We start from the raw sequence: 25,858 nt of genomic DNA, 5'->3' as shown, positions 1-25,858 counted from the left end.
GTGTTCTATCCCGAGGGGCGGGGGGGGGGGGGTCCCGCCCCCCCCCCCCCCGCACCGGCCACCACCAGGAACGCGGCCGCATAGGCCGATTGGTGGACGAGCCGGATCCGCTCGGCCGGCACCCCCAGGAACCACGTGAAGTAGACCGCGTATCCGGCCAGCCCCACGGCCATCCACTCGGCACGGCCGTCGAGCACCACGAGGGCGACCAGGAGCAGGGCGTACCACGGGTAGTTCGGGGTGAGCACCAGCAGCAGGGTCCCCGTCATCGTGAGCGCCGCGCCCCACGGGCGGTCCGGGTCGGCGCGGCGGCCGATCACCACGGCGGCGGCGAGCAGCGCGGCCACGGCGGCGTACGGGGTCGCGCCCTCGGGCAGCACGAGGCCGAGCAGCCCGAAGCGGGCGCCGTCGTCGTAGCGCTCCTCCCGCAGGTAGCCGGGCAGGTACCCGACCACGGCGGAGCCGGACATCAGCAGATACGGCACATAGGACACGGCAACCGTGAGCACCGCGACTCCCCCGGTCAGCAGCGGCCTGCGCCGGGTGCTCCCGATCAGGGACGCCGCCGGGAACATCTTCACCGCGACGGCCGCCCCGGTCAGCACGCCGCCGAGGACCGGTCGGCGGGCCGCGACCGCCGCGAGGCCGAGGACCATGAACAGGACGCCGAGACCGTCGACGTGGCCGTTGTTGCCGGATTCGAGGACGACCATCGGGCACCACGCCCACAGCACCGCGTGTCGGGGATCGCGGCCGAAGCGCCGCAGCACGAGCAGCAGCGCCACGGTCACCGCCAGCGCCACGAGTGCCGCCGCGGCCTGCACGGGCTCGCGCCCGCCGTCGGGGGTCACGGCGTGCACGCCGCGGTACCAGAACTGCGCGACGGGCGGGTAGATCGTGTGCACGGACGGGCGGTTCATCAGCGTGCAGGCGCCGTCCGGCAGTGGGTGCCGGAACCAGCCGACGCAGTCGCCGGGCGGGAACAGCCAGTCGTCGCGCAGGTGTTCGAGAGCCGGGTCCTGCGGGCTGTGCCGGTACGGCGAGATCCCGGCCGCCTGCACCCGCCCGTCCCAGGCGTAGCGGTACGCGTCGTCACTCGTCTGCGGCACCGCGGTCATGGCCACCGCCTGGAAGGCGACCGCCCCGAACAGGATCAGCGGGACGGCGGCGCGGCACGGCACGCGGCGTACGACCAGCCAGGCGGCGAGGGCGAACAGCGCCCAGGCGACGGCGTAGACGGCGTGGATGGCGGTGGTGTCGGGGCGCGCGTACGGGCCGTGGACGGCGTAGGCGAGGGCGCCGCCGAGGGCGGTGGCCACCGCCGCGGCGGACACGGTCCAGGCGACCGCGGCGCGCCGGGACGGCGTCGCGGGCGGCGTTGTGGGTGCCGTTGTGGGTGCCGTTGTAGCCGTTGTACCCGTTGTGGGCGGCGTCGCGGACGGACGGGCCGGCGTGCCCCGGGAAGGGGAAGGGGAAGGGGAAGGGGTCTTGCCTGCGGGCATGCCTCGACGATGGCATCCCGGAAGCCCGGAACAGGTCCGCCGCGTCCGGACGTCAGCACTCCGTAAGCACCACGGGCGGTACATGGAGGCGTCTTCGGGGATTGAGTGCAGGCATGAGGAGCACCCGCGTTCCCGGCGCCCGCCGCCTGCCCCACGACATCCCGCTCCCGGCGCCGCCCGAGGTCCTGCGCAAAGGCCCGCTGCGCGCGGGTGCGTTCCGCACCGCGCTGCACGATCCGCGCACGGCGGTGGTGGTCGGACGCCTGTTGGGGACCGCCTTGATCGTGTGCTTCCTGACCGGTGTGCTCAGCCACCTGATGCAGCATCAACCGGGCTGGCTCGCGCTGCCCAGCCGTCCGGTCTGGGGCTACCGGGTGACCCAGGGGGTGCACGTGGCGGCCGGGATCGCGGCGGTTCCACTGCTGTTGGCCAAGCTGTGGGTGGTCTATCCGAGGCTGTACGTGTGGCCTCCGGCCCGCTCACTGCGCCACGCCCTGGAACGGCTGTCCATCGCCGTCCTGGTCGCCACGGCGGTGTTCGAACTGGCCACCGGGCTGATCAACATCGTGCAGTGGTATCCGTGGGCGTTCCCGTTCGTACCGGTGCACTACTGGATCGGCTGGGTGCTGACGGGCGCGCTGATCCTGCACATCGGCGTACAGCTCCCGGTGATCACCGAGCACTGGAGCCGCGGCCCCGAGGCGGATCCACGGCCCGTGGACGACGCCACCCCCTCACGGCGCGGCCTGCTGGTCGCCCTCGGAGCGTCGGTCGGTGTGGTGACGCTCGCGACGATCGGCCAGACGGTGTCCCCGCTGGCGAAGGCTTCCCCGTTGGCACCGCGCCGCCCCGGGGTCGGACCGCAGCGGCTGCCCGTCAACCGGACCGCCGCGCAGGCGGGCGTTCTGCAACCCATTCGTGATCCGGAGTGGCGGCTCACGATCACGGGACCGCTCGAAGTGTCCGTGTCGCGCGCTGAGTTGCTGGCGATGCCGCAGCACTCGGTGTGGCTGCCCATCGCGTGCGTGGAGGGCTGGAGTGCGTCCGCCCGGTGGACGGGGGTTCGGATCCGGGACCTGATGGACCGCGTCGGCGCACCCGCGGATGCGACGCTCCGGGTGTTCTCGTTGGAGCAGTTCAGCCCGTACTCGGTCATGGAGATGCGGCGCGAATACACCCGCGACCCGCTGACGTTGCTCGCGCTCGGCATCAACGGGGAGCCGCTCGCGGAGGACCACGGGTACCCGGCGCGGATCATCGCGCCGAACCGACCAGGTGTGCTGCAGACGAAGTGGGTCACGCGGATGGAGGTGCTGACGTGAGCGGGGGCGAGGCGCACGAAGACGGGGCGGCGAACGCAGCGCACGAGGGCCTGGCGACGTACGGGTCCGAAAAGCACGAAGTGTCGGGGACGGTACGCGTGTTCCGTCTGCTGCTCGGAGCCGTCGGACTCGCCGGCATCGGCTACGGCATCGCCGGATTGCTCGACCAGCCCGCGTACGTAGACAAGTGGGCGGTCCTGCGCTGGCTGGTCGGCGGCTTGCTGCTGCACGACATCGTCTTCGCGGGCCTCGTGTTCGGGACCGGATGGCTGGTGATGCGCATGCTTCCAGGTCGCGGGCCGGCGCCATGGGTGCGGCGTACGCTGCTCGGCGGCCTGGCGGTCGGGGCGGCGGCCACGCTGATCGCGCTGCCCGCGCTGGTACGGCCGTGGCCGCCGCCGAATCCGTCGGTCCTGCCGCTGGACTACGGGCGGAACCTGGCGTTGATCTGGGGTGCCGTCCTGGCGGTCACGGGGATGGTGATCGGCGTCCGCAAATGGCTTGCGGAGCGGGCACGCTGAGTGTGTGTCAGGTCGATCGGGCCGGTACACCGGACAACTCGGCCCGGTCAGGGCGCTCCGACGAGCGCGGCGAACTGCCGGTCGCCGACCGTCCATGTCTCGCGCACCGCGAAGCCGCAGGCCGGGGCCAGCCCCTCAAGAGCCCGTACGCCCAGGCGGGCCCATCGGAAGGGCGCGCCCGTCCGGCCGCGGGCGTCCTCGACGCATGCCGCGAACCGCTCGTGCGCGTACGGCTCTTCGGCTTCCGTCTCGACGATCAGGCAGCCTCGGTCCCGCAGCAGGGCGGCGGTCCGAGTGAGCAGTGCCGCGGGGTCGCCGCCGATGCCGATGTTGCCGTCGGCGAGCAGGGCTGTCCCCCACCGGCGTTCGCCGGGCAGCGGATCGAATACCGAGCGGCGCAGCGCGGCGCCGCCGGACGCGACGGTCAGGTGCACGGCGGCGGGCGCGAGGTCGATGCCGAGTGCGGGAGTTCCCCGGCGGACGAGTGCGGCGACCAGTCGGCCGGGCCCGCATCCGATGTCGAGCGTCGGCCCCCAGCAGCGCACGAGCATGCTGCGGTCGGCCGCGTCGGGTTCGGCCGTCCATCGGGCGATGTCGAGGGCGTGGCGGCGGCCGTCGGCGCGGCGGAGGTAGACAGGGCCGCCGGTCCGGAGGGCGTGCTCGTACGGCTCCAGCGCGGAACTGCCGGTCGCGGATGGCCCGGTCGCGGATGGCCCGATCGCCGGCGGCCCGGACGCGGATGGCCCGGACGCGGCGGCACCGGACGCGGCCGGCCCTGACACGGCGGTCTCGAAAGCGGCGTTCCCGACCGCGGCGGCCCTCACCCGGGGCCGCCCGCGCGGGCCGGGATGTCGGCTCTCGTCGTCCGCGCGGCCAGGGCGTCGTACGCGAACGCCAGACGCGCGGTCCGGGTGTGCGGAGCACTCCGCGCCACGTCGGCGAGGTCGTCCGCGGTGTCGATGTCGTTGAGGACGGGCAGGTTGCGGACGGTCAGGCCGGCCGCGACAAGGCGCTCGTACTGCACGCGCCCGGTGTGCGGGACGGACATCGGCACGCCGAGCAGCAGCGCGGGGACGGGGTCGCGCAGGCCGAGCGCCCAGAAGCCGCCGTCGGACGCGGCGCCGAACCACGCGTCGGCGAGCGTCCAGTCGACCGTCAGCAGGTCGGCGGTGACCTGCGGGGTGTCCATGCCGATTAGCAGCGTCGGCCCGGTGCAGGCGGCGAAGGCGGCGGCCAGCCGCTCGTCGAGCCCTCCGCCGCATTGCGGGACGACCTCGACGTCGGGCGGGAACCAGGCGCGCGGGCGGCCGTCCAGGACGAGGACCCGGCGGCGGGCGGGGGCGAGACGTACCGCGTCGAGCGTGTCGGCGAGGGCGGCCTCGGCGATGTCGGCGGCCTGTTCGGGGGTGAGCGGCGGGGTGAGGCGGGTCTTCACCCGTCCGGGGCTGGGCGATTTCGCGATGACGAGGAGTGTGGGCGGCAGGTCAGACATGGGCCAGCACCGCGCTCATGTCGCGGACCGCGGTGATCGTGCCGCGTACGGTTCCGGTCACCTTGGACCGCCCGGTCCTGGGCAGATACCGCACATCGGTCTCGCGGATCCGCCACGAGGCCGAGGCGGCGCGCACCACCATTTCCAGCGGGTAGCCGGACCTGCGGTCGGCGAGCCCCAGGCCGAGCAGGTCGGCACGGCGCGCGGCGCGCATCGGGCCGAGGTCGTGCAGGCGGGCCCCGGTGCGGGCACGGAGCTTCCGGGCAAGGACGCGGTTGGCGATGCGGGCGTGCGGTGGCCAGGCCCGCCAGGTCGCGGCGCGGCGGCGGCCCAGCACAAGGTCGGCGTCGCCGGTCAGCACCGGGTCGGCGACGTACGGGAGTTCACCCGGGTCGAGGGACGCGTCGCAGTCGCAGAAGCACACGACGGGCGCGGTGGCGGCGAGCAGGCCCGCGTGGCAGGCCGCGCCGAAGCCGCGTACCGGCTCCTCGACGACGTGGGCGCCCAGTGCGCGGGCGAGGTCGGCGGAACCGTCCGCCGAGCCGTTGTCGACGACGATCGGCCGATAGCCGGACGGCATGCGTTCCAGGACCCACGGGAGGGCCCCGGCCTCGTCGAGGCACGGCAGGACGACATCGACGCGGGCGGCGGGCGGGGTGGGGGCAACGTCCATGGCATTCACGCTAGGCAGCGCGGACCGGGATTCCCGGGCGCGGCGTGCTTACGAAATTCGTACGTCGGGCCGCGGCGCGCGCCGGTCCCTCGCGGTGTTCGAACACCCCCGCCGAAGGCCGGTCGAACACGTCCCGGCGAGGTCTTACGGAATCCGAACGGCCCATCGGCGACGCCCGCGGCGCGGCGCGCGCCGTCCGTAGACTCCGCCGTATGACAAGCACCGTTCTTGTGGTGGACGACGACCCGACCGTGGCCGAGGTCGTCGTCGACTACCTGCGCCGGGCGGGCTTCATCACCGCACATGCGCCGGACGGGCCGACGGCGCTGGCGATGGCCGAAGAGTCACTGCCGGACCTTGTGGTGCTCGATCTGATGCTGCCCGGCATGGACGGCTTGGAGGTCTGCCGCAGGTTGCGGCGGCGCGCACCTGTGCCCGTCGTCATGCTGACCGCGCTGGGCGAGGAGAGCGACCGCGTGCTCGGCCTGGAGATCGGCGCGGACGACTACGTGACCAAACCCTTCAGCCCGCGCGAACTGGTGTTGCGGGTGCGGTCGGTGCTTCGGAGGGTCGGGGCGGCTCCGTCGACCGCGACCGACCTGCTGCGGCACGGCGACATCGAAATCGACGTGGCCGCCCACCGCGCTACCCGGGCGGGCCGGGAACTGTCCTTGACCGCACGTGAGTTCGATCTACTGTGCTTCCTGCTCCAGCATCCCGGCCGGGTGTTCTCGCGCGAGGAGCTGATGCACGAGGTGTGGGGGTGGTCGTTCGGGGACCGCTCGACTGTGACGGTGCACGTGCGGCGGTTGCGCGAGAAGATCGAGGACGACCCGGCGGCGCCGCGTACGCTGGTGACGGTGTGGGGCGTGGGGTACCGGCTGGACGCGGCGGAAGCGGCGGACTCGGTGCGCTCGGCCGACCCGGTAGGCATGGCTGACGCGGCAGGCGCTGCTGATCCGGCTGAGCCGCCAAGGCCGGCGGACTCGGCAGGGCCCGCGGACTCGGCGCTGCCGGCCCACTCTCCCGGCGCAACTGCGGACCCGGCTTCGGGCGCATCTCCGCACCCGTCCACCAGGCCGTGACGCCGCATGCCGCTCAAGGATTTCCTGCTCATCTGCCTGATCGCGGGCGCGTGCGGTCTGGCCGTGACGCTGTGCGGCATGGCCTTGCTGCGTCTGACACGGCACCGTCCGCTGTCGGTGGCGCTCGGCGCCGTCTCGGTTGTGACCGTCGCCGCGATGGCGGCCGGCACGGTCGGGGTCGCGCAGGCGATGTTCCTGTCGTCGCACGACCTGACGGTGATGATGGTGGTGTGCGGCGTGTCCGCCGTGCTCGCGGTCGCGGTGGCGGCGGTGCTCGGCAGGCCGGTCGTGGCGGACGTACGCGCGTTGCAGCAGGCCGCACACGGCCTCGGGTCGGCGTCGTCCGACACCGCCCCGGCGTATCACCCGCCGCGGCCGTCGTCGATAGCGGAACTCGCCGATTTGAGCCGTGAGTTGGAGCGTACGAGCGCCCGCCTCACCGAGGCGCGGGCCCGCGAGCGGGCGGTGGAGCAGTCGCGGCGCGAGCTGATCGCGTGGATCTCGCACGACCTGCGTACGCCGCTCGCCGGGCTGCGGGCGATGGCCGAATCGCTGGAGGACGGCGTCGCAGCCGATCCGGCGCGCTACCACCGGCGCATGCGGATCGAGGTCGACCGGCTGAGCGGCATGGTCGACGATCTGTTCGAGTTGTCGCGGATCCAGGCGGGCGCTCTGCAACTGTCGTTGTCACGTGTGTCGTTGTACGACCTGGTCGGCGACGCGATGGCGGGCACCGAGGTGTTGGCGCGATCCCGGGCGGTACGGCTGCGCGGCGAGGTGATCGAACCCGTCCCGGTTCACGTGGACAGCCGCGAGATGTCCAGGGCACTGACGAACCTGCTGGTCAACGCGATCCGGCATACGCCGTCCGACGGGACCGTGGCGGTCGGGGTGCGCACCGGGCCGGACGGCGTGCTGCTGACCGTGACGGACGCGTGCGGTGGCATCCCGGAGGACGATCTGCCGCGGGTGTTCGACACCGGGTGGCGCGGTTCGCACGCGCGAACTCCGGGACCGGACGGAGGCGCCGGCCTCGGGCTCGCGATCGTGCGGGGCATCGTGGAGGCGCACAAGGGTTCGGTCGGCGTCGTCAACATCAGCGGGGGCTGCCGGTTCGAGGTCCGGCTTCCTGTGTAGTGCCGCTCCCGTGCGGTGCCGCTCCTGCGGTGCCGTTCCCATGCAGTGCCGTTCCCGCCCTCACCGCAGGCCGGCGTTGGCGAACTCCGTCATGCCTGCCTCGAAGTCCACGTGCGCGCGCCACCCGAGTTCTCGTTCGATGCGGGCCGGGGACGCGGTGATGTGCCGGACGTCGCCGAGCCGGAACTGCCCGGTCACGACCGGTTCGGGGCCGCCTCGCGCGGCGGCCAGGGCGCCGGCCATCTGCCCGACGGTCCGGGGGCGGCCCGTCCCGACGTTGTAGGCGCGCATGCCGACGGCCGCGCGCCCCAGGGCCGCGACGTTCGCGGCGGCGACGTCCGCGACGTGGATGAAGTCCCGGCGCTGTCCGCCGTCTTCGTACACGCGCGGTGCGACGCCCGCTTCCAGTGCGGAGCGGAAGACCGAGGCCACGCCGGAGTACGGGGTGTCGCGCGGCATCCTCGGCCCGTACACGTTGTGGTAGCGCAGCGACGTCGCGGTGCCGCCGACCGTGCGGGCCCATGCGGCGGCCAGGTGTTCCTGTGCGAGCTTGGTCGCCGCGTACACGTTGCGCGGGTCGGGCGCGGCCTCCTCGGCGATCTGCCCCGGGGTCAGATCACCCGCACAACCGGGGCAGCGCGGTTCGTAGCGCCCCGCGGACAGATCGGCCTCCGGGCGCGGGCCCGGTACGACGAGGCCGTGTTCCCCGCAGGTGTAGCGGCCCTCGCCGTAGACCACCATCGACCCCGCGAGCACCAGGCGGCCGACGTCCGCGCGGGCCATCTCGGCGAGCAGCACGGCCGTGCCGAGGTCGTTGCAGCCGACGTACGCCGGTGCGTCGTCCAGGTCCAGGCCGAGGCCGACCATCGCGGCCTGGTGACTGACCGCGTCGACGCCGCGCAATGCGGCGGCGACCGCGGCGGCGTCGCATACGTCCCCTTCGTGGAACTCGACGTCGGCGGAGACCTGCGGCGGCGCCCGGTGGACGGCGGGCAGCAGCGCGTCGAGCACGCGTACGTCGTGGCCCGCCGCGAGCAGGGCGTCCACGACGTGCGACCCGATGAAGCCGGCGCCGCCGGTGACGAGGATCCTCATGCCGACGACGCTAGGCCGCGGGGGCCGGGCCCCGGAGGCGACATGGCGGGGCGTCAGGCTTTCGTAAGAGATCGGCTCGTCGGCGGACACATCTCGAACGCACGTCCACACGTGTCGCGTCTTCACCCGCCCCGGCGGCTTCCGGTAGCCGCCGAGCCTGCGAGACTGGTCCGCATGCGCATCGTGGTACTGGCCGGCGGGATCGGCGGAGCACGGTTCCTGCGGGGCCTCAAGGCAGCGGAACCCCAGGCGGACATCACTGTCGTCGGCAACACCGGCGACGACATCCACCTGTTCGGACTTAAAGTGTGCCCGGACCTCGACACGGTGATGTACACCCTCGGCGAGGGCATCAACGACGAGCAGGGCTGGGGTCGCCGCGACGAGACGTGGAGCATCCGCGAGGAGATGGCCGCGTATGGCGTCGAGCCGACATGGTTCGGGCTCGGCGACCGCGACTACGCGACCCACATCGTGCGGACCCAGATGATGGGCGCCGGCTACCCGCTGAGCGCGGTGACCGAGGCGCTGTGCGCGCGCTGGAAGCCGGGCGTACGCCTGATCCCGATGTCGGACGACCGCGTCGAGACCCACGTCGTGGTGGACACCGCCGAGCTCGGTGACGCTGTCGCGGGCGACCGTCCCGGCACCCGCAAGGCGATCCACTTCCAGGAGTACTGGGTCAAGCTGCGTGCCGCGCCGACCGCGTACGCGATCGTCCCGGTCGGCATCGAGGAGGCCAAGCCGGCCCCGGGTGTGCTGGCGGCGATCGCCGAGGCGGACGTGATCCTGTTCCCGCCGTCGAACCCGGTGGTCAGCATCGGCACGATCCTCGGCGTACCGGGCATCAGGGACGCGCTGGTCGAGGCCGAGGCGCCCGTCGTCGGGCTGTCGCCGATCGTGGGCGGCGCGCCGGTGCGCGGCATGGCCGACAAGGTCCTCGAGGCGGTCGGCGTCGAGACGTCGGCCGTCGCGGTGGCCAAGCACTACGGCCCCGGGCTGCTGGACGGCTGGCTCGTCGACTCCACCGACGCGGACTCGGTCGCCGCGGTCGAGGAGGCCGGGATCCCGTGCCGCGCGATCCCGCTCATGATGACCGACGTGGAGGCGACCGCCGCCATGGCGCGCGCGGCCCTCGACATGGCGGCCGAGGTGCGGGCGGAGGGCGGCGTATGACCCCGCCGCGCGGATACGAGGTCCTCGGCGTACCGGGCATCCCCGAGGTGCGCGAGGGCGACGACCTCGCCGCGCTGATCGCCGCCGCCGCGACGGCCGCCGACGGGCCCGGCCTGCTGGACGGCGACATCCTCGTGGTCACCTCCAAGATCGTCAGCAAGGCCGAGGGCCGGCTGCTGCGCGGCGTCGACCGCGACAAGGTGATCGACTCCGAGGCCGTACGCGTGGTCGCGAAGCGCGGCAACACCCGCATCGTGGAGACCCGGCACGGCTTCGTAATGGCCGCGGCAGGGGTCGACGCCTCGAACACCGAGCCGGGCACGCTGCTCCTGCTCCCCGAGGACTCGGACGCGTCGGCGCGCACGCTGCGTGCCGGCCTCGCCGCACGCACCTCTCGCCGCCTCGGCATCGTGGTGAGCGACACCTTCGGCCGCCCGTGGCGTACCGGGCTCACCGACGTCGCGATCGGCGTCGCGGGCCTGGACGCGCTCGACGACCACCGGGGGCGTACCGACACGCACGGCAACGAACTGGCCGTCACCGTCACCGCCGTCGTGGACGAACTGGCCTCCGCCGCCGAGCTGGTCAAGGGCAAGGCGGGCGCGGTCCCGGTGGCGGTCGTGCGCGGTCTGCCGCATCTGGTCACCGACGCGGACGGCGAGGGCATCCGCACGGTCGTGCGCAGCTCGGCCGACGACATGTTCCGCCTGGGCACCGACGACGCGATGCGGGAGGGCGCGCGCAACGCCGTCACCGCCCGCCGTACGACCCGCGCCTTCACCGCCGAGCCGATCGACCCCGCCGCCGTACGCCGCGCGGTCGCCGCCGCGATCACCGCACCGGCCCCGCACCACACCGTCCCGTGGCGCTTCGTCCTGCTCGAATCCCGGGAGTCGCGCACGCAGTTGCTGGGCGCGATGCGCGACGCCTGGCTCCGCGACCTGCGCGCCGACGGCCTCGCCGAGGACGCGATCACCCGCCGCGTCGCCCGCGGCGACCTCCTGCGCAACGCCCCCTACATCGCCGTCCCCTGCCTCGTCACCGACGGCGCACACACCTACCCGGACCCCGTCCGCACCGCCGCCGAACGCGAGATGTTCGTCGTCTCCGCCGGCGCCGCGGTGCAGAACTTCCTGGTCGCGCTCACCACCGAGGGCCTCGGTTCCGCGTGGGTCTCCTCCACGATGTTCTGCCGCGACACCGTCCGCGAGGCCCTGGACCTGCCCCCCACCTGGGACCCCATGGGCGCCATCGCCGTAGGCCACCCCGCCGAACCCCCCCGCCCCCGCCCGCCAAGAACCCCCGACGAAGTCATCACCACCCGCTGACCGACTGGGCCGAACGAGTGAACAACGCGGAACTCGATCGGCTTCCGCGTTCCTATAGCTCATCCTCGTAGGCGATGAGATCCTTGGCTCGGAGCAATCAGGAGTCGGATTTCGCATTTCACAAGCGCACGAGGCACTGAGAACGCCAGAGGGGATCGGGGTGCTGCTCAGCTTCCGCGTCGCCAACCACCTCTCCATTCACGCGGAACAGCAACTGGCGTTGACGCCCGTGTACGACGCGGGCGTGTCCGACGGCACCGAGCTGCGCTGTGTACCCGTCGCCGCCGTCTTCGGGCCCAACGCCGCGGGCAAGTCGAACCTGGTGGACGCGCTCCGCTGGATGGCCCGCATGGTTCGCGGCTCGCACGACGCGGCCGTCCCCGGCGGCGGCGTAGAGCGCACGCCCTTCGTCCTCGATCCGACGGGGATCGCGGAACCGTCCTGGTACGTGGTGGACCTCGGCCTGGGCGGCGTCCGCTACACGTATGGGTTCAGCGTCGACGGCCACGGCGTCCGCGAGGAATGGCTTTTCTCGTACCCGTTGGGCCGCAAGCGCGTCGTCTTCCAACGCACGAACGACGGGATCAAGCTCGGCAGCGACGTCGGCGCCCGGGAACGCGAACTGTTCTCGCTGATCGAGGACATCACGGCGCCGAACGTACTCCTTCTGTCGGTGGCGGCGAGGTCACGTCAGGACGCGGTCCTACCGGTGTTCAACTGGTTCACCACGCAACTGCGTTTCATGACCCACGTGAGCGCACTCACGACGATGCGCCGACTGGCCGAAGGCGACACCCATGACCGCGTCGTCTCGCTGCTGCGGGAAGCAGATCTGGGCATCGAGGGCGTGGTGCTGGAACGCTCGGAAGAGTCCGCACACGCGGAAAGATTACTCGCGCAGACCGAGCAGGAACTGCGGCGCGCCGTCGCGAGCGACGCGGAGTCCGAGGCAATCCACAACCTGCGCAAGGCAGTCCGCGATGCGCAGCTGCTGCACACGCGCGCCCGACAACGCGATCGCGTCCACTTCATCCAGAAGTCCCGCGCCGGGGAGGTCAAACTCCCGCTCGCCGTGCAGTCGGCAGGAACCCAGGCTCTCTTCCGCTACGCCGGGCCGTTACTGAGTGTCCTGGACAGCGGCGGCGTCATGGTCGTCGACGAGATCGACGCAAGCCTTCACCCGCTCATCACGGCACACATCGACAAGTTGTTCCGCTCGCAGTCGACGAACCCCTGCGGCGCGCAACTCCTGTTGACCACACACGACGCCACGCTGCTGGGCAAACTTGGCGGCGAGGACGTGTTGGAGCGAGACCAGGTGTGGTTCGTCGAGAAGGACGAAGCCGGGGCCACCACGTTGTTCCCGCTGTCCGACTTCCGACCGCGCAAGGACGAGAATCGCGAACGCCGTTATCTGGGTGGGAGCTACGGCGCCGTCCCGTTCGTCTCCGACGAACGCTTCGAGGCAGCCGTGGCCGTACGAGGGGGATGCGGCGATGGCACGCCAGAAGAAGCCGTCAGGTAGCGATCGCCGACCGGGGTACGAATCCGATATCAGGCGACATAGCGGCGTTCGGGAGCCCAGCGACCGGCTGCTGGTCGTCTGCGGGGCGGCGGTTACCGAACCCGCATACCTCAAGGGCCTCCGCGACTTCAGGATCTCCAGGTTGCGCGAACCAGCGCCAAGGACGCGGGCATCCGACTCGCGATCTCCAACCCCTGCTTCGAAGTCTGGTTGCTGCTGCACGTGGCAGACCACAAGGCCCACTGCGGCTCGTACGGCGAACTGGAGCCGTATCTGAAGCGCCACATCCCGCACTACGACAAGACCAGGATCCGGTTCGCGGACTACGCCGCAGGACTCGCCGACGCACGAATCCGAGCCCATCGCCTCGACCCTTCAGGGCTTGAGTACACGAAGAACCCCACAACCAACGTCTGGCAACTCGTCAACCGCCTCACCGACGGCGCCAAGTCCCACCTACGCGCGCAGCCGCCGAGCACGATCACGTGACCGGACCACGTGAAGGTTGACCGTCCCCCGAATCGGCGCGCCGCGCCGATGGCCGGGCACGGCTTCGGCGGCAGTTGGCGGGGTGGGTCGCGGGTCAGATTCGGGTGTAGTTGCGGGGGGCGAAGCGGGGGGCTTTTCGGGGGACCTTGGCGCCGGGGGACATGCGGATGAGCAGGGCGGCGCGGTGGCGGTGGCCTTGGTAGGGGGCCAGGAGTTCGAGCATGCGGGCATCGTCGCCGGGGGTGCCGGTGAGGGCGTAGGTGACCTGCTTGCAGAGGTGGAGGTCGCCCACCGAGACGGCGTCGGCGTCGCCGTGCGAGCGCTGCATGGTCTCGGCGGTGGTCCAGACGCCGATGCCGGGGACGAGCTTGAGGAGGCGGGAGGCCTCCGGGTTGGGCAGCGGCGCGGTGCGTTCGAGTGCGGGGGCGACGCGGACGGCGGCCATGATCGTGCGGGAGCGCTTGTGGTCGACCCCCGCGCGGTGCCAGTCCCAAGTGGGGATGCGGGCCCACGTGGCGGCGTCGGGGATGACGCGCAGGTCGGCGGGCGCCGGGCCGGGGGCCGGTTCGCCGTACCAGTGGACCAGCAGGCGGAACGCCTTGCGCGCCTCGATGGTGGTGACCTTCTGCTCCAGGATGGAGGGGATGAGCGCGGCGAGGACCAGTCCGGTGCGCGGCATGCGCATCCCGCGGCGCAGGCGGAACGCGTCGTGGAGGAGCGGGTGGTGGTGGGACGGGAAGGCGGCGGGGTCGTCGTCGGCGCCCAGGAGGTCCGGGAAGCGGTCGAGCTGCCACTCGGCGCCGGGGCCCCAGGCCTGGCCGGTGACCTCGCCGGTGGTGCGTGACGCGGTGATGCGCAGAGAGCACGGTCCGGCCGGCGTACGCGCGCTGCGCCACACCGCGCCGTCGGGGGCCACCCGGTACGTGGGGTCGCTGTGCCCGCGCTGCAACTGACCCAGTGTCAGACGCAGGTCGAGGTCGTACGGGGGCCGCCAAGTGCGCGTGCGTTCCATCCGCGCGCAGCCTCCCGAGTCGGTATGTCCGGCGGACGGCGGTGGCCGGCGGACGCGGCGTCCGGCCCGACCGGGACCGTCCCCGGCTGATCAGGGCGTCACGGTAACACCGGCGCGCCACACGTCCGGCCGGAACCTCCCGCTACCACCCCGTCGAACGAGAAGCGCCCCTACATCTGGTTTTCGGGCCGTCACGCTGCGCACAATCGGCATATGCGGGTCATGGTGTTCGGCACGTACGACACGACCGTGCACCCCCGGGTCGGGATCCTCGTCGAGGGGTTGCAGCGCCAGGGGGTCGACGTCGTCGTGTGCAACGCGGCGCTCGACCAGGAGGACCTGAGCTCCGCGAGACCGCCGCGCAACCGGCAGGGCGGCAGCCGTACGAAGGCCCGGGTGCGGCACGCCGCCAAACTCGGCCAACTGGCGGCCAGGGCACGGAGGTTGCCCAAGCCGGACGCGGTGCTGTGCGGATACCGGGGGCGGGTCGACATCCAGATCGCGCGGCGCCTGTTCCCGCATGTGCCGCTGGTGCTCGACCACTTGGAGAGCGTCGACGACGTCGCGGACCGCACCGGACGCGCGCCGCGGGCGGGCCTGCGCTTTGCGATGCGGATCGAGGCGTCCGCGATCCGGGCCGCGGACCTGGTGCTCGTCGACACCGAGGAGCACCGCCGCATGCTGGCCCCGGCGGACCGGCAGCGGGCCGTCGTGGTGCCGATCGGTGCCGCGCCGCACTGGTTCGACGCGGGCCGGGACGTCGGCGCGGACCTGGAGCCGGCCCCCGAACCGGCAAGCACCGAGCACCCGTTGCGGATCGTCGCGTACGGCCTCTACTCCCCCGTGCAGGGCGCACCCGTCATCGGTGCCGCGCTGCGCCAGCTCGACGGCTACCCCCTCGCGGTCACCATGGTCGGCCGCGGCCTCCAACTCCAGCGCACCCGTGACCTGGTGGGGCAGGACCCGCGGGTGCGCTGGCACGCCTGGGTGCCCGGCTCCGAACTCCCCCGGCTCGTGGCCCGCCACGATGTGTGCCTGGGAGTGTTCGGGACGGGCGCCAAGGCGCTGCGCGTCGTCCCCAACAAGGTGTTCCAGGGGGCGGCGGCCGGGTGTGCGGTCGTCACGTCGGACACCGCGCCGCAGCACCGGCTCCTCGGCGGCGCGGCCCGCTTCGTGCCGGCGGGCAACCCGGACGCGCTGGCGGACACCTTGCGCCGGCTGGCAGGCCATCCGGCCGAGGTGGCCCGCCTGCGCGGCGCGGCGGTCGAACTCGCGCGCGAGCGCTTCACGCCCCAGTCGGTCGTGGAACCGCTGGTGGAGCGGCTGGAGTTGATGGTGGGCAAGGGGTCCTAGACCGCATGGCCCCAGGCCCCGCGGGTCCGGCGTCAGTGCGTGCGGCGTTCGGTGTCGCGGCGCAGCTGCGGGAGGGCCTCGTACAACTTCTCTCCCGGGCACTCGGTGTTGAACGCGTCGCGGTGCCCGGAGATCACGTTGAACCGTACGTTGGTCCCGGCCGGGAACCGGCTCCCGCCGTCGCCCGACGTCAGCTGCGCCTTGCCGAGCGGGTCGGTGCCGTGCAGGCCCAGCTTCCACGCGATGACGCGCGACATGGAGTCGAGCATTTCCGCCGGAGGGGCGGTGTCGGTGTAGGTGCCCATGGCCGCGACCGACGAAGTGTTGGTGTTGAAGCCGAGCGTGTGCGCGCCCAGGACCGGCTTGTCGACGCCGCCCGCGCGGCCCTCGAACACGGTCCCGCAGCGGTCGACGAGGAAGTTGTAGCCGAGGTCGGCCCAGCCGTTCGTCTTCACGTGGTAGCGGTAGATCGAGCGCAGCACGGACGGCGACTCGGCACACGTGAGCGCGTTGCTGTCCGCGGTGTGGTGCACGAACATCACCTTCACGGTGTCCGTGTACTTGAGGTCGAGGTCGCGCAACTGCTCGTCGGCGCCCCACTCGGCGCGGCCGACGATCGCCGGGCGCCCGGCGCCCCGCCCGGCCGCGGCGGAGCCGGTGGCCCGGGCCGCGATGCGGGCGTCGGCGGGCGACGTGCCCGGGTCGACCAGTTCCAGCCGCAGGCCGGCCGGGAGGCCGCCGGACCGGACCTCCACGCGGGCCTGCACGGCGTCCGAACGCCCCACCCACAGCGGCTCGGTGGCGCCGCGCGCCGCGGTCGGCTCGGGGGCGTCGCCGTGCTGGCCCATCGCGTCACCGGTGTGCAGGGCCTGCCACGGAGTCCACGTCCCGGCCGCGGTCTTGGTCCGTACGGTCACCGTCATGTCGGGCCGCGCCGCCGGGTCGTCCCAGGAGACGCCGACCAGCGAGAAGGCGGGCGTCGGCCGGGCGGACGTCAGCACGGCGGGCCGCCCCGGCCCGGGGGTCCGTACCGCGGCCCCCGGAACTCCGGGCAGCGCGACGGTGTACGTCGCCCCGGACACCGCCACCGGCGCCTTCACCGCCCCCGGTACGCCGTCCTCGCCGACCGCGTGGGCCGGCACGGACAGAACCGGCGTCAGGACGGCGGCCGTCAGCAGCGCGGCAACCTTCAGGGGCGGACTCACGGATTTGCGGGCGTACAGGGGTGTCACGGACGACCTCTTCGGGAACTTGCGGGCGGCACTTGCCTCATACGTGGTTCACAACTGTCTTCTGGTTCCTCCGTCGCCCCTGTGTAGTGCTCTTCCGCCGAAGCCCACCCGGATGGCGCAGCCCCGGGCGCGACCGCGGCGAACGGTCCGCCGGCGACAGCCCTTTACAGTGGCCCCCATGCCCGAGACACCCGTCAGCCTTCTGCGCGTCGCCCTCGCCACGGACGCCACCCGCCCGTTCACGACGTTCTACGACGACGCGACCGGCGAGCGCGTCGAACTGTCCGTGGCCACGTTCGACAACTGGGTGGCCAAGACCGCGAACCTGCTGCAGGACGACCTCGCGGCCGAGCCGGGGCAACGCGTCGCGCTGCTGCTGCCGACGCACTGGCAGACGCAGGTGTGGCTGGCGGCGTGCTGGTCGGTCGGGCTGGTCGTGGCGCCCGGCGGGGCGCCCGCCGACGCCGACCTGGTCGTCTCGGGGCCGGACACCCTCGACGACGCCCGGGAGTGCGCCGGGGAGCGGGTCGCGCTCGCGCTGCGTCCGATGGGGGCGCGGTTCGCGGAGGCGCCCGAGGGATTCCTCGACTACGCGGCGGAAGTGGCCGGGCACGGCGACCGGTTCGTCCCGTACGTCCCGCCGGCCGCGGACGCTCCCGCCCTCGATCTGGGGGGCCGCGTGCACTCCGCCGCCGAGCTCGCCGCGATCGGCGTGGAGGCGGCGAAGGACTGGGGCCTGGGGTCCGGCGACCGCCTCCTGTCGACGCTTCCGTTCACTCGTGAGAGTGGACTGCGCGCGGGCCTGCTTGCACCGCTCGCGGCGTCCGTACCTGTGGTTTTGTGCCGGAACATCGAACGATTGGACGAATCCGCCCTGGAACGACGGATTTCGACCGAGCGAGTCACCCGTACGATCACTGACTCCGAAGGCTGAACCCCGGCCGGCCACGCGCCGCGGTCACACCGACGCGATCGCCTGCCCCGGGGCAACCGCGTGCGGGGAGGTGACGACGGGGCATGGCCGACAAGCGCACTCCGTCCGGCAACGCAACCGAGGACGGCGGCACGAAAGGCGGTTCCGACGCGGGAGGGCGCGCGGCCCAGCGCCGAGCCCGCCGCAAGCGCAACCGCCGACGCAAGATCGTCATCCCGCTGGTGGTCGTCGGCTCGCTCCTGCTGCTGACCGGCGTCGCGGGGGCGTACGTCGCCTACCGCACGCTCAACGGCAACATCAAGACCGACTCGGTCGAGGGCAAGCTGAGCGCCGACCGCCCCGAAGTGGGCGGCAACGGCAAGGGCAAGCCGATGAACCTGGTGATCATCGGCTCCGACTCGCGTGCGGGGGCCAACAAGTCGCTCGGCGGCGGCAGGGACGAGGGCGAGCGCTCGGACACCACGCTGCTGCTGCACCTGTCCTCGGACCGCAAGCGCGCGGTCGTCATGAGCATCCCCCGCGACATCCTCGTGACGGTGCCTCCGTGCGTGCTGCGCGACGGCACCAAGTCCGAGGAACGCGACCGCCAGATGTTCAACTCCGCCTACGAGTTGGGCGGTGCGGCGTGCACGCGCAACACGCTCGAACGCATGACCGGCCTGCGCATCGACCACCACATCATCGTCGACTTCTCCGGCTTCAAGGGCATGGTGGACGCGGTCGGCGGCGTGGAGATCTGCCTCCCGCAGGAGGTGCAGGACAAGACCGGCAAGATCTCGCTGGCCGCCGGAAAGCGCACGGTCGGCGGCAAGGAGGCGCTGGACTTCGTACGCCTTCGGCACGACGAGGCGATCGGCGGCAACGGCAGCGACCTCGGCCGCATCAAGCGCCAGCAGGCGTTCATCGCATCGCTCGCGAAGCAGATCACCAGCAGCAAGGTGCTGCTCAACCCGGCCCGGGTGTTCAACCTCGCCGACGCGCTGACCAAGTCGATCCGGGCGGACGAGGGACTCGACTCGGTCAAGGCGCTCGTCGACCTCGCGCGGAGCGTGCAGGGCATCAAGACCTCGGACATGACGTTCGTGACGGTCCCGGTCTACGACTCCCCGACCGACAAGAACCGCCTCGAACTCATCCAGCCGGACGCCCGCCGCCTCTTCCAGGCCGTCAACACCGACGAGCCCCTCAACGGCCGCAAGCCCGGCGGCGGTTCCGGCGCGCCCCCGGCCCCCGCCGCGGCGCCGGGCAAGCCCGGGGCGGCTCCCCCGCCGCCGGCTGCCGCGCCGCCGCCCGCGGTCCCGGCCTCGCAGGTGCACGTGAAGGTGTTGAACGGCAGTGGTCGCCCGGGCGCCGCGCGCGAGGTGAGCGACGCGCTCGCCAAGCGCGGCTTCATCGTCGACTCCACCGGCAACGCGACGAAGTCGACGGCCGAGACCACGATCGAACACGCCCCCGAACTCGCCGACCACGCCCGTACGCTCGCGGGCGCGGTCCCCGGCGCCGTCCTCGAGCCGCGCGACTCCGCGACGGACGCGGTCGTGCTGACGATCGGCTCGTCGTTCAAGGCGGTGTTGCCACCGGGAGGCACGCCGACGGCCGCCCCGGCGTCTTCCGCGCCGCCGCCCCTGAAGGTCGCGACGCGGGACGGCGACCAGGACATCTGCAAGGCGACCTGACCGCGGACCGGGGCACCGCAACCCCCTCGGCGCCGCTGCCGAACGAGGCAACGTATCGTGCCGACGTCTCGGCGTACGGTTTCAGCACTCCGCGTCACAGCATCGTGATGTGACTTGGCTCACATGAGTCGTGCGAGATGCAACTCACCTGTCAGCCGGTACGTCTATCTGGACACCGGCCACCGGGAGTTCGCCGCTGCGTACAACCGGACGCGGGGGCCGATCCATATCGCGTGGCAGGGAGCGGAAACCTCGTGGGCAAAGGCAAAAAGGACCAGAGCGCGTCGGGTCCGGTCCCCGATCCGGGGCCGGACGGGCCGACCGCTCCGCCGGTCCGGCCCGGGGCGGACGACACCGCCGAGGACGACGCCGAGAAGGACGACACCGCGCAGGGTGATGCCGGGCCGGGTGACGCCGAACAGGGTGACGCCGGGGACGGCGACTCGAAGGACGGCGGCTCCGCGGACAGCGGCTCCGCGGACAGCAGTTCCCCGCACGGCGACGCGGGCAACAGCGCCTCAGGAGACAGTGACGCCGTGGCGAGCGACGCCGTAGAGAGTGACCCCGTGGCGACTGACGCCGTAGCCGGTGACGCCGTCGGCTCCGACGGCCCCGCCGAAGTCGTCCCGGCGGCCGCCGGCGAGCCCGCGCTTCTCGGCGAACTGCTGCCGCCCGCCCCGCCCGTCACCCCCGCACCCAAGCGCCGTCGGCGCCGGGTGCGCCGCGTGCTGGTGAGCATGGCGCTGACGATGGCGGTCCTGGCGGCCGGCGCGGTGACGTCCGCGTACGTCTTGGTCCGGCGCCTCGACAACCAGATCACCTCCGAGGAAGTCACCGAGAAGATCGGCCCCTACCGGCCCAAGGTGATGCCGGAGGCGTACGGCGCCGTCAACATCCTCCTGATGGGCTCCGACGACCGCTCCGGCGCAAACGTCAAGTACGGCAACATCTACGACACCACCAGGCGCTCCGACACGACGATCCTTCTGCACCTCTCCGCCGACCGGAAGAGCTCGGTCGCGGTGAGCATCCCGCGCGACCTGATGGTGCAGATCCCATCCTGCGTGCGCGACGACGGCTCGGTGTCGGCGGCGTACAAGGACCAGTTCAACCACGCGTTCGAGATCGGCGGCTCGGCCTGCACGATCAAGACCGTGGAGCAGATGACGCGGGTGCAGATAAACCACCACATCGTCATCGACTTCACCGGCTTCAAGCGCATGGTCGACGCGGTCGACGGCGTCGAGGTGTGCCTGTCCGAACCGCTGCGCGACTACGACGCGAAGCTCGACCTCGGCGCCGGGCTGCAGAAGCTCAACGGCGAGCAGTCGCTCGCGTTCGTCCGCGCCCGCAAGGAGTTGGGCGACGGCAGCGACACCCAGCGCATGGTGCGGCAGCAGCGCTTCCTCGCGTCGCTGATGAACAAGGTGAAATCCAACGGCGTCCTGTTCAACCCCAAGAAGCTGTACGACCTGCTGGACGCCGGCACCAGCTCCATCACCGCCGACCCCGGCCTCGACTCGCTGGACGAGCTGACCAATCTCTCCAAGAGCGTCTCGAACATCCCGTCGGACAAGTCGGCCTTCCTGACCGTGCCGCGGCAGCAGTACCGCTACGACACGAACCGCGACGAGCTCGTGCAGCCCGACGCCGACGCGCTGTTCACCGCGATCCGGTACGACCGGGTCGCCGTCGGAAAGGCCGACCCGGGCACGCTGCTCGAGCCCGGCGGCAGCGTCCGCATCGACGCGCCCGCACCGGCCGACGAGCCCGCGGCCGAGCCGGTCGAACCATCGTCCGGAACGACGCAACCGCCGGGGCGGCGCACGACGTCTCAGCCCTCGGGTACGCCGGCGCGAACCGGAGCGCCGGACGGCGGTACCCCGGCAGCCCCGAACCCGACCGACACCTTCACCACCCCGACCGGCGCCGTCCCAACGGGCGCCGTCCCGACCGGCACGGTCCCGACCGCCACCGCCACCGCCGGTGACCCGGGGCCGACCACCGGCCCGCCGGGCAGCGGGGCGGCCACGGCTCCGCCGTCACCGTCCGCGACGCAGCCGGTTCCGGCCGGTCCGATAGTCACGGTGACCGGCCGGACCGTGGATGAGGACACCTGCACTTGAGATCTGCCGACGTACAGAATTCGAAAGGAAAGTTGACATCGGCCGGTCAGCAACGCGCAGCATTGGGCGATCTCGCAACATTTCGCCCCAATCTTGATATGGCAGGTTTGAGGACAGGCGCACAGCGGCGCGAACTCGCCCGCTAGGGTGACTGTTTCGTACGCAGGCCGGCAAGCAGCCGAGAACACGGTTCGACCATCAGACCGTGGCCGGGGGGCTGCCCGGGTCCAGCGGTCGCGAACCAGTCGTCGGACACACAGCCGTCGAGCGCTGCCGCTCGGGCAATCGGGAGGGGAAGCGGGTCGTGAGCACAGGCAACGGGCCCAGGCCGGGCGGGCGCGGGGACCACAACCTCGACGCGCTGAACGACGCCGATGTGGCCGACCTGTGGGTGATGGACCCGGACACCGGCCACTACCGGCTCCGCACTCCCGACGCCTCGATGGCAGGCGACGCGGCGGCGGCCACCCCCGCGGCGGGCGCCGGTGCGCCGGGGCGACCGGGGCGACCCTCCGCCGAAGACGACCCGTTCGACGGCCTGTACCGCGACTCCGCCGCCAATGCCGCGAATGCTGCGAATGGCGTGAATGGCGTGACTGCCGCGGGCGGACCCGGCTCGCGTACGGTCGTACCGCCGCGTACCGCTCCCGACGCCGACCCCGAGCCGCAGACCCAGCCCGCGTCTCCACCGCGCCGTCCCAAGAGCAAGGCCAAGAAGCGCCTCAAGTGGACCGCGATAGGCCTGGCCGCCGTGCTCGTCGGGCTGGCGGCCGGGGCCTACGGGTACTACCAGTACCTCAACAGCCGCATCAAGAAGACCGACCGGACCGCTTCGGTCGAGGACATCCCGAAGTCGGCCGCGGACCCGTTCGGCCGCAGACCGCTCAACGTCCTCCTCATCGGCTCGGACACCCGGCTCGGCAAGGGCAACCAAATCGGCGGCGAAGCGGGGCACCCGGGCCTGGCCGACACCACGATCCTCATGCACCTGTCGGCGGACCGCTCGAACGCCACGATGGTCAGCATCCCGCGCGACACCATGGTCGACCGGCCCGCGTGCAAGTACGACGGCGGCAACAAGGTCCAGCCGGCGTCCAACGGCAAGGTGCAGTTCAACAGCACTCTCGTGGGCGAGCCCGGTGCGCCGTGCACGGTGGCGACCGTCGAGCGCATGCTCCGCGTCCAGGTCGACCACTACCTGATGATCGACTTCAACGGCGTCAAGGAGATGACCAAGGCCGTCGGCGGCGTGCCGATCAACCTCTGCGAGGCGATCAACGACCCGGTCCTGCCCAACAAGCAGGGCGGCACCGGCCTCGTCCTGCCGGCCGGCGAGCAGCGCCTCGCGGGCCAGGAGGCCCTGCAATTCCTGCGCGCCCGGCACGCGTTCGGCGACGGCAGCGACCTGGCCCGCATCGAGGCGCAGAAGAGCTTCCTGATGGCCCTCGCGCGCGAGATCAAAAGCAACGCGAAGTGGAGCAACCCCAAGGCGGTGTTCGACATCGCCAACGCCGCGGTCGACAACCTCCAGGTCGACCGGGGCCTGGGCACCATCGACAAGCTCGCCGGGCTCGGCAACGAGATCAAGAAGGTCCCCGAGAAGCGCATGGCCTTCACCACGCTCCCCGTCGAGCCCTACCCGGGCAACCCGGACGCCTGGGTCCAGCCGCGCCAGCCGGATGCCGACCGGCTGTGGCGGGCGTTGGAGACGGACACCTCCGTCACGGCCGGCGCCCCCGCACCCGCCCCGACGGCCTCCGTCGCGGCGCCGCCGCCCGTACCGGTGGCGACCGTGGACCCCGCGACCATCCGGGTCACGGTCCACAACACGACCAAGGCCTCGAAGGGCAAGGCCGTCGCCGACCAGCTGAAGGCGCTGAAGTACCAGGCGTCCTCGGTGCCGACCGACGACAGCCGCCCGCGGGACAACAGCGTCGTGAAGTACCCGGCGGGCAAGATCGACGCGGCGAGGCAACTCGCCCGCGCCGTGGGCCTTCCCGAGACCGCCGTCGAGGAGAACACCACCGCCGGAAGCACCTTCGAGCTGATCATCGGCTCGGACTTCCCCGACCTCACCTCGCCCACCGCGAAGATCCCGGCCGCGTCCGCGGGCAAGCCGACGCCGCCGCCTGCCCCGGTGATCGTGCCGCCTTCCGCGGACATCAAGCTGAACACCGCCGACAACACGGCCTGTATCTCCACAGGCAAAAAGAGGTAGCGCCAGAAACGGCAAGACAGCACCAGGCGGTCGTTCAGGCACGGCGCCGGGGAGAGGACGCACGGCATGGCTTCGGGGCACGGACGCGCGCGGGACGGACGCGGCAGCGAACTCGGCGCGATGGACGACGCGGACGTCGCCGACCTGTGGATCATGGACGAGGAGACCGGCGCCTACCGGATGAAGACTCCGGAGGAGATCGAGGACGCGAAGGTGGTCACGGTCGAGCCGACCGAGGCACCGGACGCCACGCCGCCGTCCCGGCGCTCCACACGACGGCCGCCGCCCAAGAGCAAGGTCAAGCGCCGGCTCAAGGTGACCGCGATCAGCGTCGCCGTGCTGCTTGTGGTGCTCGTGGGCGGGGCGTACGGCTACTACGAGTACCTCAACAGCCGGATCAAGACCGACGACCTCAGCGGTTCGGTGGACAAGGTCCCCGAGGCGGCCGAGGACGAGTTCGGCCGCACGCCGATGAACATCCTTCTCATAGGCTCCGATTCACGTGTCGGTGAGGGCAACTCTGGCTACGGGGCCAAGGGCAAGGAAGGCACCGCCGACACGACGCTGCTGCTGCACCTGTCGGCGGACCGCTCCAACGCGACGGTGGTCAGCATCCCGCGCGACACCCTCGTGTACCGCCCCGCCTGCAAGCTCGACAACGACAAAGTGCAGCCCGCCCAGGAGAACTTCGCGTTCAACGCGACCCTGCTGAAGCCGGGCGGGCCGCCGTGCACGGTGGCGACGGTCGAGCGCATGCTCGGGGTGAAGATCAACCACTGGATGATGATCGACTTCAACGGCGTCAAGCAGATGACGAGCGCGGTCGGCGGCGTGCCGATCAATCTCTGCGACCGGCTGTACGACCCCAAGAAGACCGGGCAGGGCACCGGCCTCGACCTCAAGGCCGGGCCGCACACACTGAAGGGCGAGGAGGCCCTGCAGTTCCTGCGCGCCCGCCACGGCTTCTACGGGGAAAGCGACCTGGCCCGCATCGAGGCGCAGAAGTCGTTCCTGATGGCGCTGGCGCGCGAGATCAAGACCAGCGCCACGTGGAAGGACCCGGCCGCGATCTTCAAGATAGCCCAGGCCGCGACCGGCAACATCACGGTCGACGAAGGGCTGAACCGCATCGAGAAGCTCGTCGCGCTCGGCAACGAGATCAAGAAGGTCCCCGAGAAGCGCATGGCCTTCACCACGCTGCCCGTCATGGACGTGCCGAACGAGAATCCGAAGGTCCACGTCCAGGCCAAGCAGCCCGCGGCCACCAACCTGTGGACGGCCGTACGCAACGACGTCGCGGTCACCAAGGGCGATCCCGCTCCGCCCGCCTCGGGCCCGGCCGCGCCGACCTCCGTGGCCCCGGCGCCGCCGACGGTCGACCCGGCCGCCGTCAAGGTCTCGGTGCGCAACACCACCACGGTGCCCAAGGCGCAGACGGTCGTGGACCAGCTCGTCGCCAAGAAGTACGTCGCGACGGTCGACCGGACGAAGAGCACCGAGCAGGCCAACAGCTCGGTCGTGTACCCCAAGGGCAAGGCCGACGTCGCGAAGCAGCTCGCCACCGCCGTGGGTCTGACGGAGACCGCGATCGAGGAGAGCGCGACGGCCAAGCAGTTCGAGATCGTCATCGGCCTCGACTTCCCCGGGCTGAACGACAAGGACCCGACCGGGAAGGCCCCCGCCTCGTCGTCCAAGGCCCCCGCGTCCTCGAAGCCGCCCGCCACGGTGACGCCGCCGTCCAGCGAGGACATGAAGCTGAACACCGCCGACAACACGTCGTGCATCAAGACGAAGTACTCGAAGGGCGGCTGACCGCCGGCGGAAGCACCGGCGGAAGCACCGGCGGAAGCACCGGCGGCAGCACCGAGGTCCGCAACCGCCCCGGAAACGGGCGCAGTTGCGGACCTCGGCGTTTCAGCAGACCTCGGTTTCTCAACCGCCTCGACGCCTCGGCGGTGCTCG

21 protein-coding genes are annotated in these 25,858 nt (G+C 71.9%); 14 read left to right on the top strand and 7 right to left on the bottom strand.

What is annotated here, in order from left to right; genetic code table 11:
• Positions 1 to 5 precede the first annotated feature (5 nt).
• On the bottom strand, positions 6 to 1,334 hold the full coding sequence (locus tag ACWD12_RS20450) for a glycosyltransferase 87 family protein (protein WP_450100683.1): 1,329 nt from the start codon (positions 1,332 to 1,334) through the stop codon (positions 6 to 8).
• Positions 1,335 to 1,615: 281 nt separating this feature from the next.
• Between ACWD12_RS20450 and ACWD12_RS20445 the strand changes: the two genes are divergently transcribed.
• Entirely contained in the window at positions 1,616 to 2,824 is a 1,209-nt protein-coding gene (locus ACWD12_RS20445; protein ID WP_450100682.1) for a molybdopterin-dependent oxidoreductase, read from the top strand.
• Entirely contained in the window at positions 2,821 to 3,345 is a 525-nt protein-coding gene (locus ACWD12_RS20440; RefSeq protein WP_450100681.1) for a hypothetical protein, read from the top strand. The genes ACWD12_RS20445 and ACWD12_RS20440 overlap by 4 nt, the downstream gene beginning before the upstream one ends.
• Positions 3,346 to 3,392: 47 nt before the next feature.
• Here the strand turns inward: ACWD12_RS20440 and ACWD12_RS20435 are convergent, their stop codons facing one another.
• From ACWD12_RS20435 to ACWD12_RS20425, 3 genes are read right to left on the bottom strand one after another with little or no spacing between them, the layout of a single operon-like run.
• Complete coding sequence (locus tag ACWD12_RS20435) at positions 3,393 to 4,127, bottom strand: SAM-dependent methyltransferase (protein WP_450100680.1); 735 nt, start codon at positions 4,125 to 4,127, stop codon at positions 3,393 to 3,395.
• Between the two features lie 38 nt (positions 4,128 to 4,165).
• Entirely contained in the window at positions 4,166 to 4,837 is a 672-nt protein-coding gene (locus ACWD12_RS20430) for a TIGR04282 family arsenosugar biosynthesis glycosyltransferase (protein ID WP_450100679.1), read from the bottom strand.
• Positions 4,830 to 5,510 (bottom strand): glycosyltransferase family 2 protein, encoded by a 681-nt coding sequence (locus tag ACWD12_RS20425; RefSeq protein ID WP_358353242.1) that lies wholly within the window; start codon positions 5,508 to 5,510, stop codon positions 4,830 to 4,832. The genes ACWD12_RS20430 and ACWD12_RS20425 overlap by 8 nt, the downstream gene beginning before the upstream one ends.
• 212 nt (positions 5,511 to 5,722) lie before the next feature.
• On the opposite strand from ACWD12_RS20425, the gene ACWD12_RS20420 reads away from it, so the two are divergent.
• Positions 5,723 to 6,595, top strand: coding sequence for a response regulator (locus ACWD12_RS20420; protein WP_450100678.1), 873 nt, complete (start codon positions 5,723 to 5,725; stop codon positions 6,593 to 6,595).
• 6 nt (positions 6,596 to 6,601) lie between these two features.
• On the top strand, positions 6,602 to 7,732 hold the full coding sequence (locus tag ACWD12_RS20415) for a sensor histidine kinase (RefSeq protein ID WP_450100677.1): 1,131 nt from the start codon (positions 6,602 to 6,604) through the stop codon (positions 7,730 to 7,732).
• Between the two features lie 60 nt (positions 7,733 to 7,792).
• Here ACWD12_RS20415 and ACWD12_RS20410 read toward each other — a convergent pair whose 3' ends face one another.
• Positions 7,793 to 8,827 carry an NAD-dependent epimerase/dehydratase family protein gene (locus ACWD12_RS20410; protein ID WP_450100676.1) on the bottom strand — a complete coding sequence of 345 codons (1,035 nt, stop codon included), beginning with the start codon at positions 8,825 to 8,827 and terminating at the stop codon, positions 7,793 to 7,795.
• Positions 8,828 to 9,001: 174 nt separating this feature from the next.
• Between ACWD12_RS20410 and cofD the strand changes: the two genes are divergently transcribed.
• The 4 genes from cofD to ACWD12_RS20390 all read left to right on the top strand — a co-directional run bounded on the left by cofD (position 9,002) and on the right by ACWD12_RS20390 (position 13,345).
• Positions 9,002 to 10,003, top strand: coding sequence for a 2-phospho-L-lactate transferase (gene cofD, locus ACWD12_RS20405; RefSeq protein WP_450100675.1), 1,002 nt, complete (start codon positions 9,002 to 9,004; stop codon positions 10,001 to 10,003).
• Complete coding sequence (locus ACWD12_RS20400) at positions 10,000 to 11,331, top strand: coenzyme F420-0:L-glutamate ligase (RefSeq protein WP_450100674.1); 1,332 nt, start codon at positions 10,000 to 10,002, stop codon at positions 11,329 to 11,331. Before cofD ends, ACWD12_RS20400 begins: the two co-directional genes overlap by 4 nt.
• Before the next feature lie 160 nt (positions 11,332 to 11,491).
• Positions 11,492 to 12,856, top strand: a complete 1,365-nt coding sequence (locus ACWD12_RS20395) for an AAA family ATPase (protein WP_450100673.1) — start codon at positions 11,492 to 11,494, stop codon at positions 12,854 to 12,856.
• 78 nt (positions 12,857 to 12,934) lie between these two features.
• Positions 12,935 to 13,345, top strand: coding sequence for an RloB family protein (locus ACWD12_RS20390; RefSeq protein WP_450100704.1), 411 nt, complete (start codon positions 12,935 to 12,937; stop codon positions 13,343 to 13,345).
• A 94-nt stretch (positions 13,346 to 13,439) separates the two neighbouring features.
• Here ACWD12_RS20390 and ACWD12_RS20385 read toward each other — a convergent pair whose 3' ends face one another.
• Complete coding sequence (locus ACWD12_RS20385; protein WP_450100672.1) at positions 13,440 to 14,357, bottom strand: DNA-3-methyladenine glycosylase family protein; 918 nt, start codon at positions 14,355 to 14,357, stop codon at positions 13,440 to 13,442.
• A 213-nt stretch (positions 14,358 to 14,570) separates the two neighbouring features.
• Between ACWD12_RS20385 and ACWD12_RS20380 the strand changes: the two genes are divergently transcribed.
• The gene (locus tag ACWD12_RS20380; protein ID WP_450100671.1) at positions 14,571 to 15,710 is read left to right on the top strand and encodes a glycosyltransferase family 4 protein; all 1,140 of its coding nucleotides are present in this window, start codon (positions 14,571 to 14,573) and stop codon (positions 15,708 to 15,710) included.
• 32 nt (positions 15,711 to 15,742) lie between these two features.
• On the opposite strand, the gene ACWD12_RS20375 is transcribed toward ACWD12_RS20380, so the two are convergent.
• A complete protein-coding gene (locus tag ACWD12_RS20375; protein ID WP_450100670.1) occupies positions 15,743 to 16,942 on the bottom strand; it encodes an N-acetylmuramoyl-L-alanine amidase in 1,200 nt (399 codons plus the stop codon).
• Positions 16,943 to 17,120: 178 nt separating this feature from the next.
• Between ACWD12_RS20375 and ACWD12_RS20370 the strand changes: the two genes are divergently transcribed.
• From ACWD12_RS20370 to ACWD12_RS20350, 5 genes are all read left to right on the top strand, one after another.
• Complete coding sequence (locus ACWD12_RS20370) at positions 17,121 to 17,876, top strand: TIGR03089 family protein (RefSeq protein WP_450100669.1); 756 nt, start codon at positions 17,121 to 17,123, stop codon at positions 17,874 to 17,876.
• 83 nt (positions 17,877 to 17,959) lie between these two features.
• Positions 17,960 to 19,552 (top strand): LCP family protein, encoded by a 1,593-nt coding sequence (locus ACWD12_RS20365; protein ID WP_450100668.1) that lies wholly within the window; start codon positions 17,960 to 17,962, stop codon positions 19,550 to 19,552.
• 254 nt (positions 19,553 to 19,806) lie between these two features.
• Positions 19,807 to 21,678: an LCP family glycopolymer transferase gene (locus ACWD12_RS20360; RefSeq protein ID WP_450100667.1), complete on the top strand. Its 1,872-nt coding sequence runs from the start codon at positions 19,807 to 19,809 to the stop codon at positions 21,676 to 21,678.
• 304 nt (positions 21,679 to 21,982) lie between these two features.
• A complete protein-coding gene (locus tag ACWD12_RS20355; protein WP_450100666.1) occupies positions 21,983 to 23,896 on the top strand; it encodes an LCP family glycopolymer transferase in 1,914 nt (637 codons plus the stop codon).
• A 66-nt stretch (positions 23,897 to 23,962) separates the two neighbouring features.
• Positions 23,963 to 25,708: an LCP family protein gene (locus ACWD12_RS20350; protein WP_450100665.1), complete on the top strand. Its 1,746-nt coding sequence runs from the start codon at positions 23,963 to 23,965 to the stop codon at positions 25,706 to 25,708.
• Positions 25,709 to 25,858 lie beyond the last annotated feature (150 nt).

It is taken from the genome of Streptodolium elevatio (assembly GCF_053592165.1).
The sequence above is the reverse complement of the archived record's forward strand: the minus strand, read 5'-3'. Positions and strand labels throughout refer to the sequence as shown.

Excerpts from the sequence above, each read along its gene's own strand:
- ACWD12_RS20385 (WP_450100672.1), bottom strand. The coding sequence starts at position 14,357 with ATGGAACGCACGCGCACTTGGCGGCCCCCGTACGACCTCGACCTGCGT.
- ACWD12_RS20445 (WP_450100682.1), top strand. The coding sequence starts at position 1,616 with ATGAGGAGCACCCGCGTTCCCGGCGCCCGCCGCCTGCCCCACGACATC.
- ACWD12_RS20365 (WP_450100668.1), top strand. The coding sequence starts at position 17,960 with ATGGCCGACAAGCGCACTCCGTCCGGCAACGCAACCGAGGACGGCGGC.
- ACWD12_RS20420 (WP_450100678.1), top strand. The coding sequence starts at position 5,723 with ATGACAAGCACCGTTCTTGTGGTGGACGACGACCCGACCGTGGCCGAG.
- ACWD12_RS20370 (WP_450100669.1), top strand. The coding sequence starts at position 17,121 with ATGCCCGAGACACCCGTCAGCCTTCTGCGCGTCGCCCTCGCCACGGAC.
- ACWD12_RS20400 (WP_450100674.1), top strand. The coding sequence starts at position 10,000 with ATGACCCCGCCGCGCGGATACGAGGTCCTCGGCGTACCGGGCATCCCC.
- cofD (WP_450100675.1), top strand. The coding sequence starts at position 9,002 with ATGCGCATCGTGGTACTGGCCGGCGGGATCGGCGGAGCACGGTTCCTG.
- ACWD12_RS20430 (WP_450100679.1), bottom strand. The coding sequence starts at position 4,837 with ATGTCTGACCTGCCGCCCACACTCCTCGTCATCGCGAAATCGCCCAGC.
- ACWD12_RS20380 (WP_450100671.1), top strand. The coding sequence starts at position 14,571 with ATGCGGGTCATGGTGTTCGGCACGTACGACACGACCGTGCACCCCCGG.
- ACWD12_RS20410 (WP_450100676.1), bottom strand. The coding sequence starts at position 8,827 with ATGAGGATCCTCGTCACCGGCGGCGCCGGCTTCATCGGGTCGCACGTC.
- ACWD12_RS20425 (WP_358353242.1), bottom strand. The coding sequence starts at position 5,510 with ATGGACGTTGCCCCCACCCCGCCCGCCGCCCGCGTCGATGTCGTCCTG.
- ACWD12_RS20350 (WP_450100665.1), top strand. The coding sequence starts at position 23,963 with ATGGCTTCGGGGCACGGACGCGCGCGGGACGGACGCGGCAGCGAACTC.
- ACWD12_RS20415 (WP_450100677.1), top strand. The coding sequence starts at position 6,602 with ATGCCGCTCAAGGATTTCCTGCTCATCTGCCTGATCGCGGGCGCGTGC.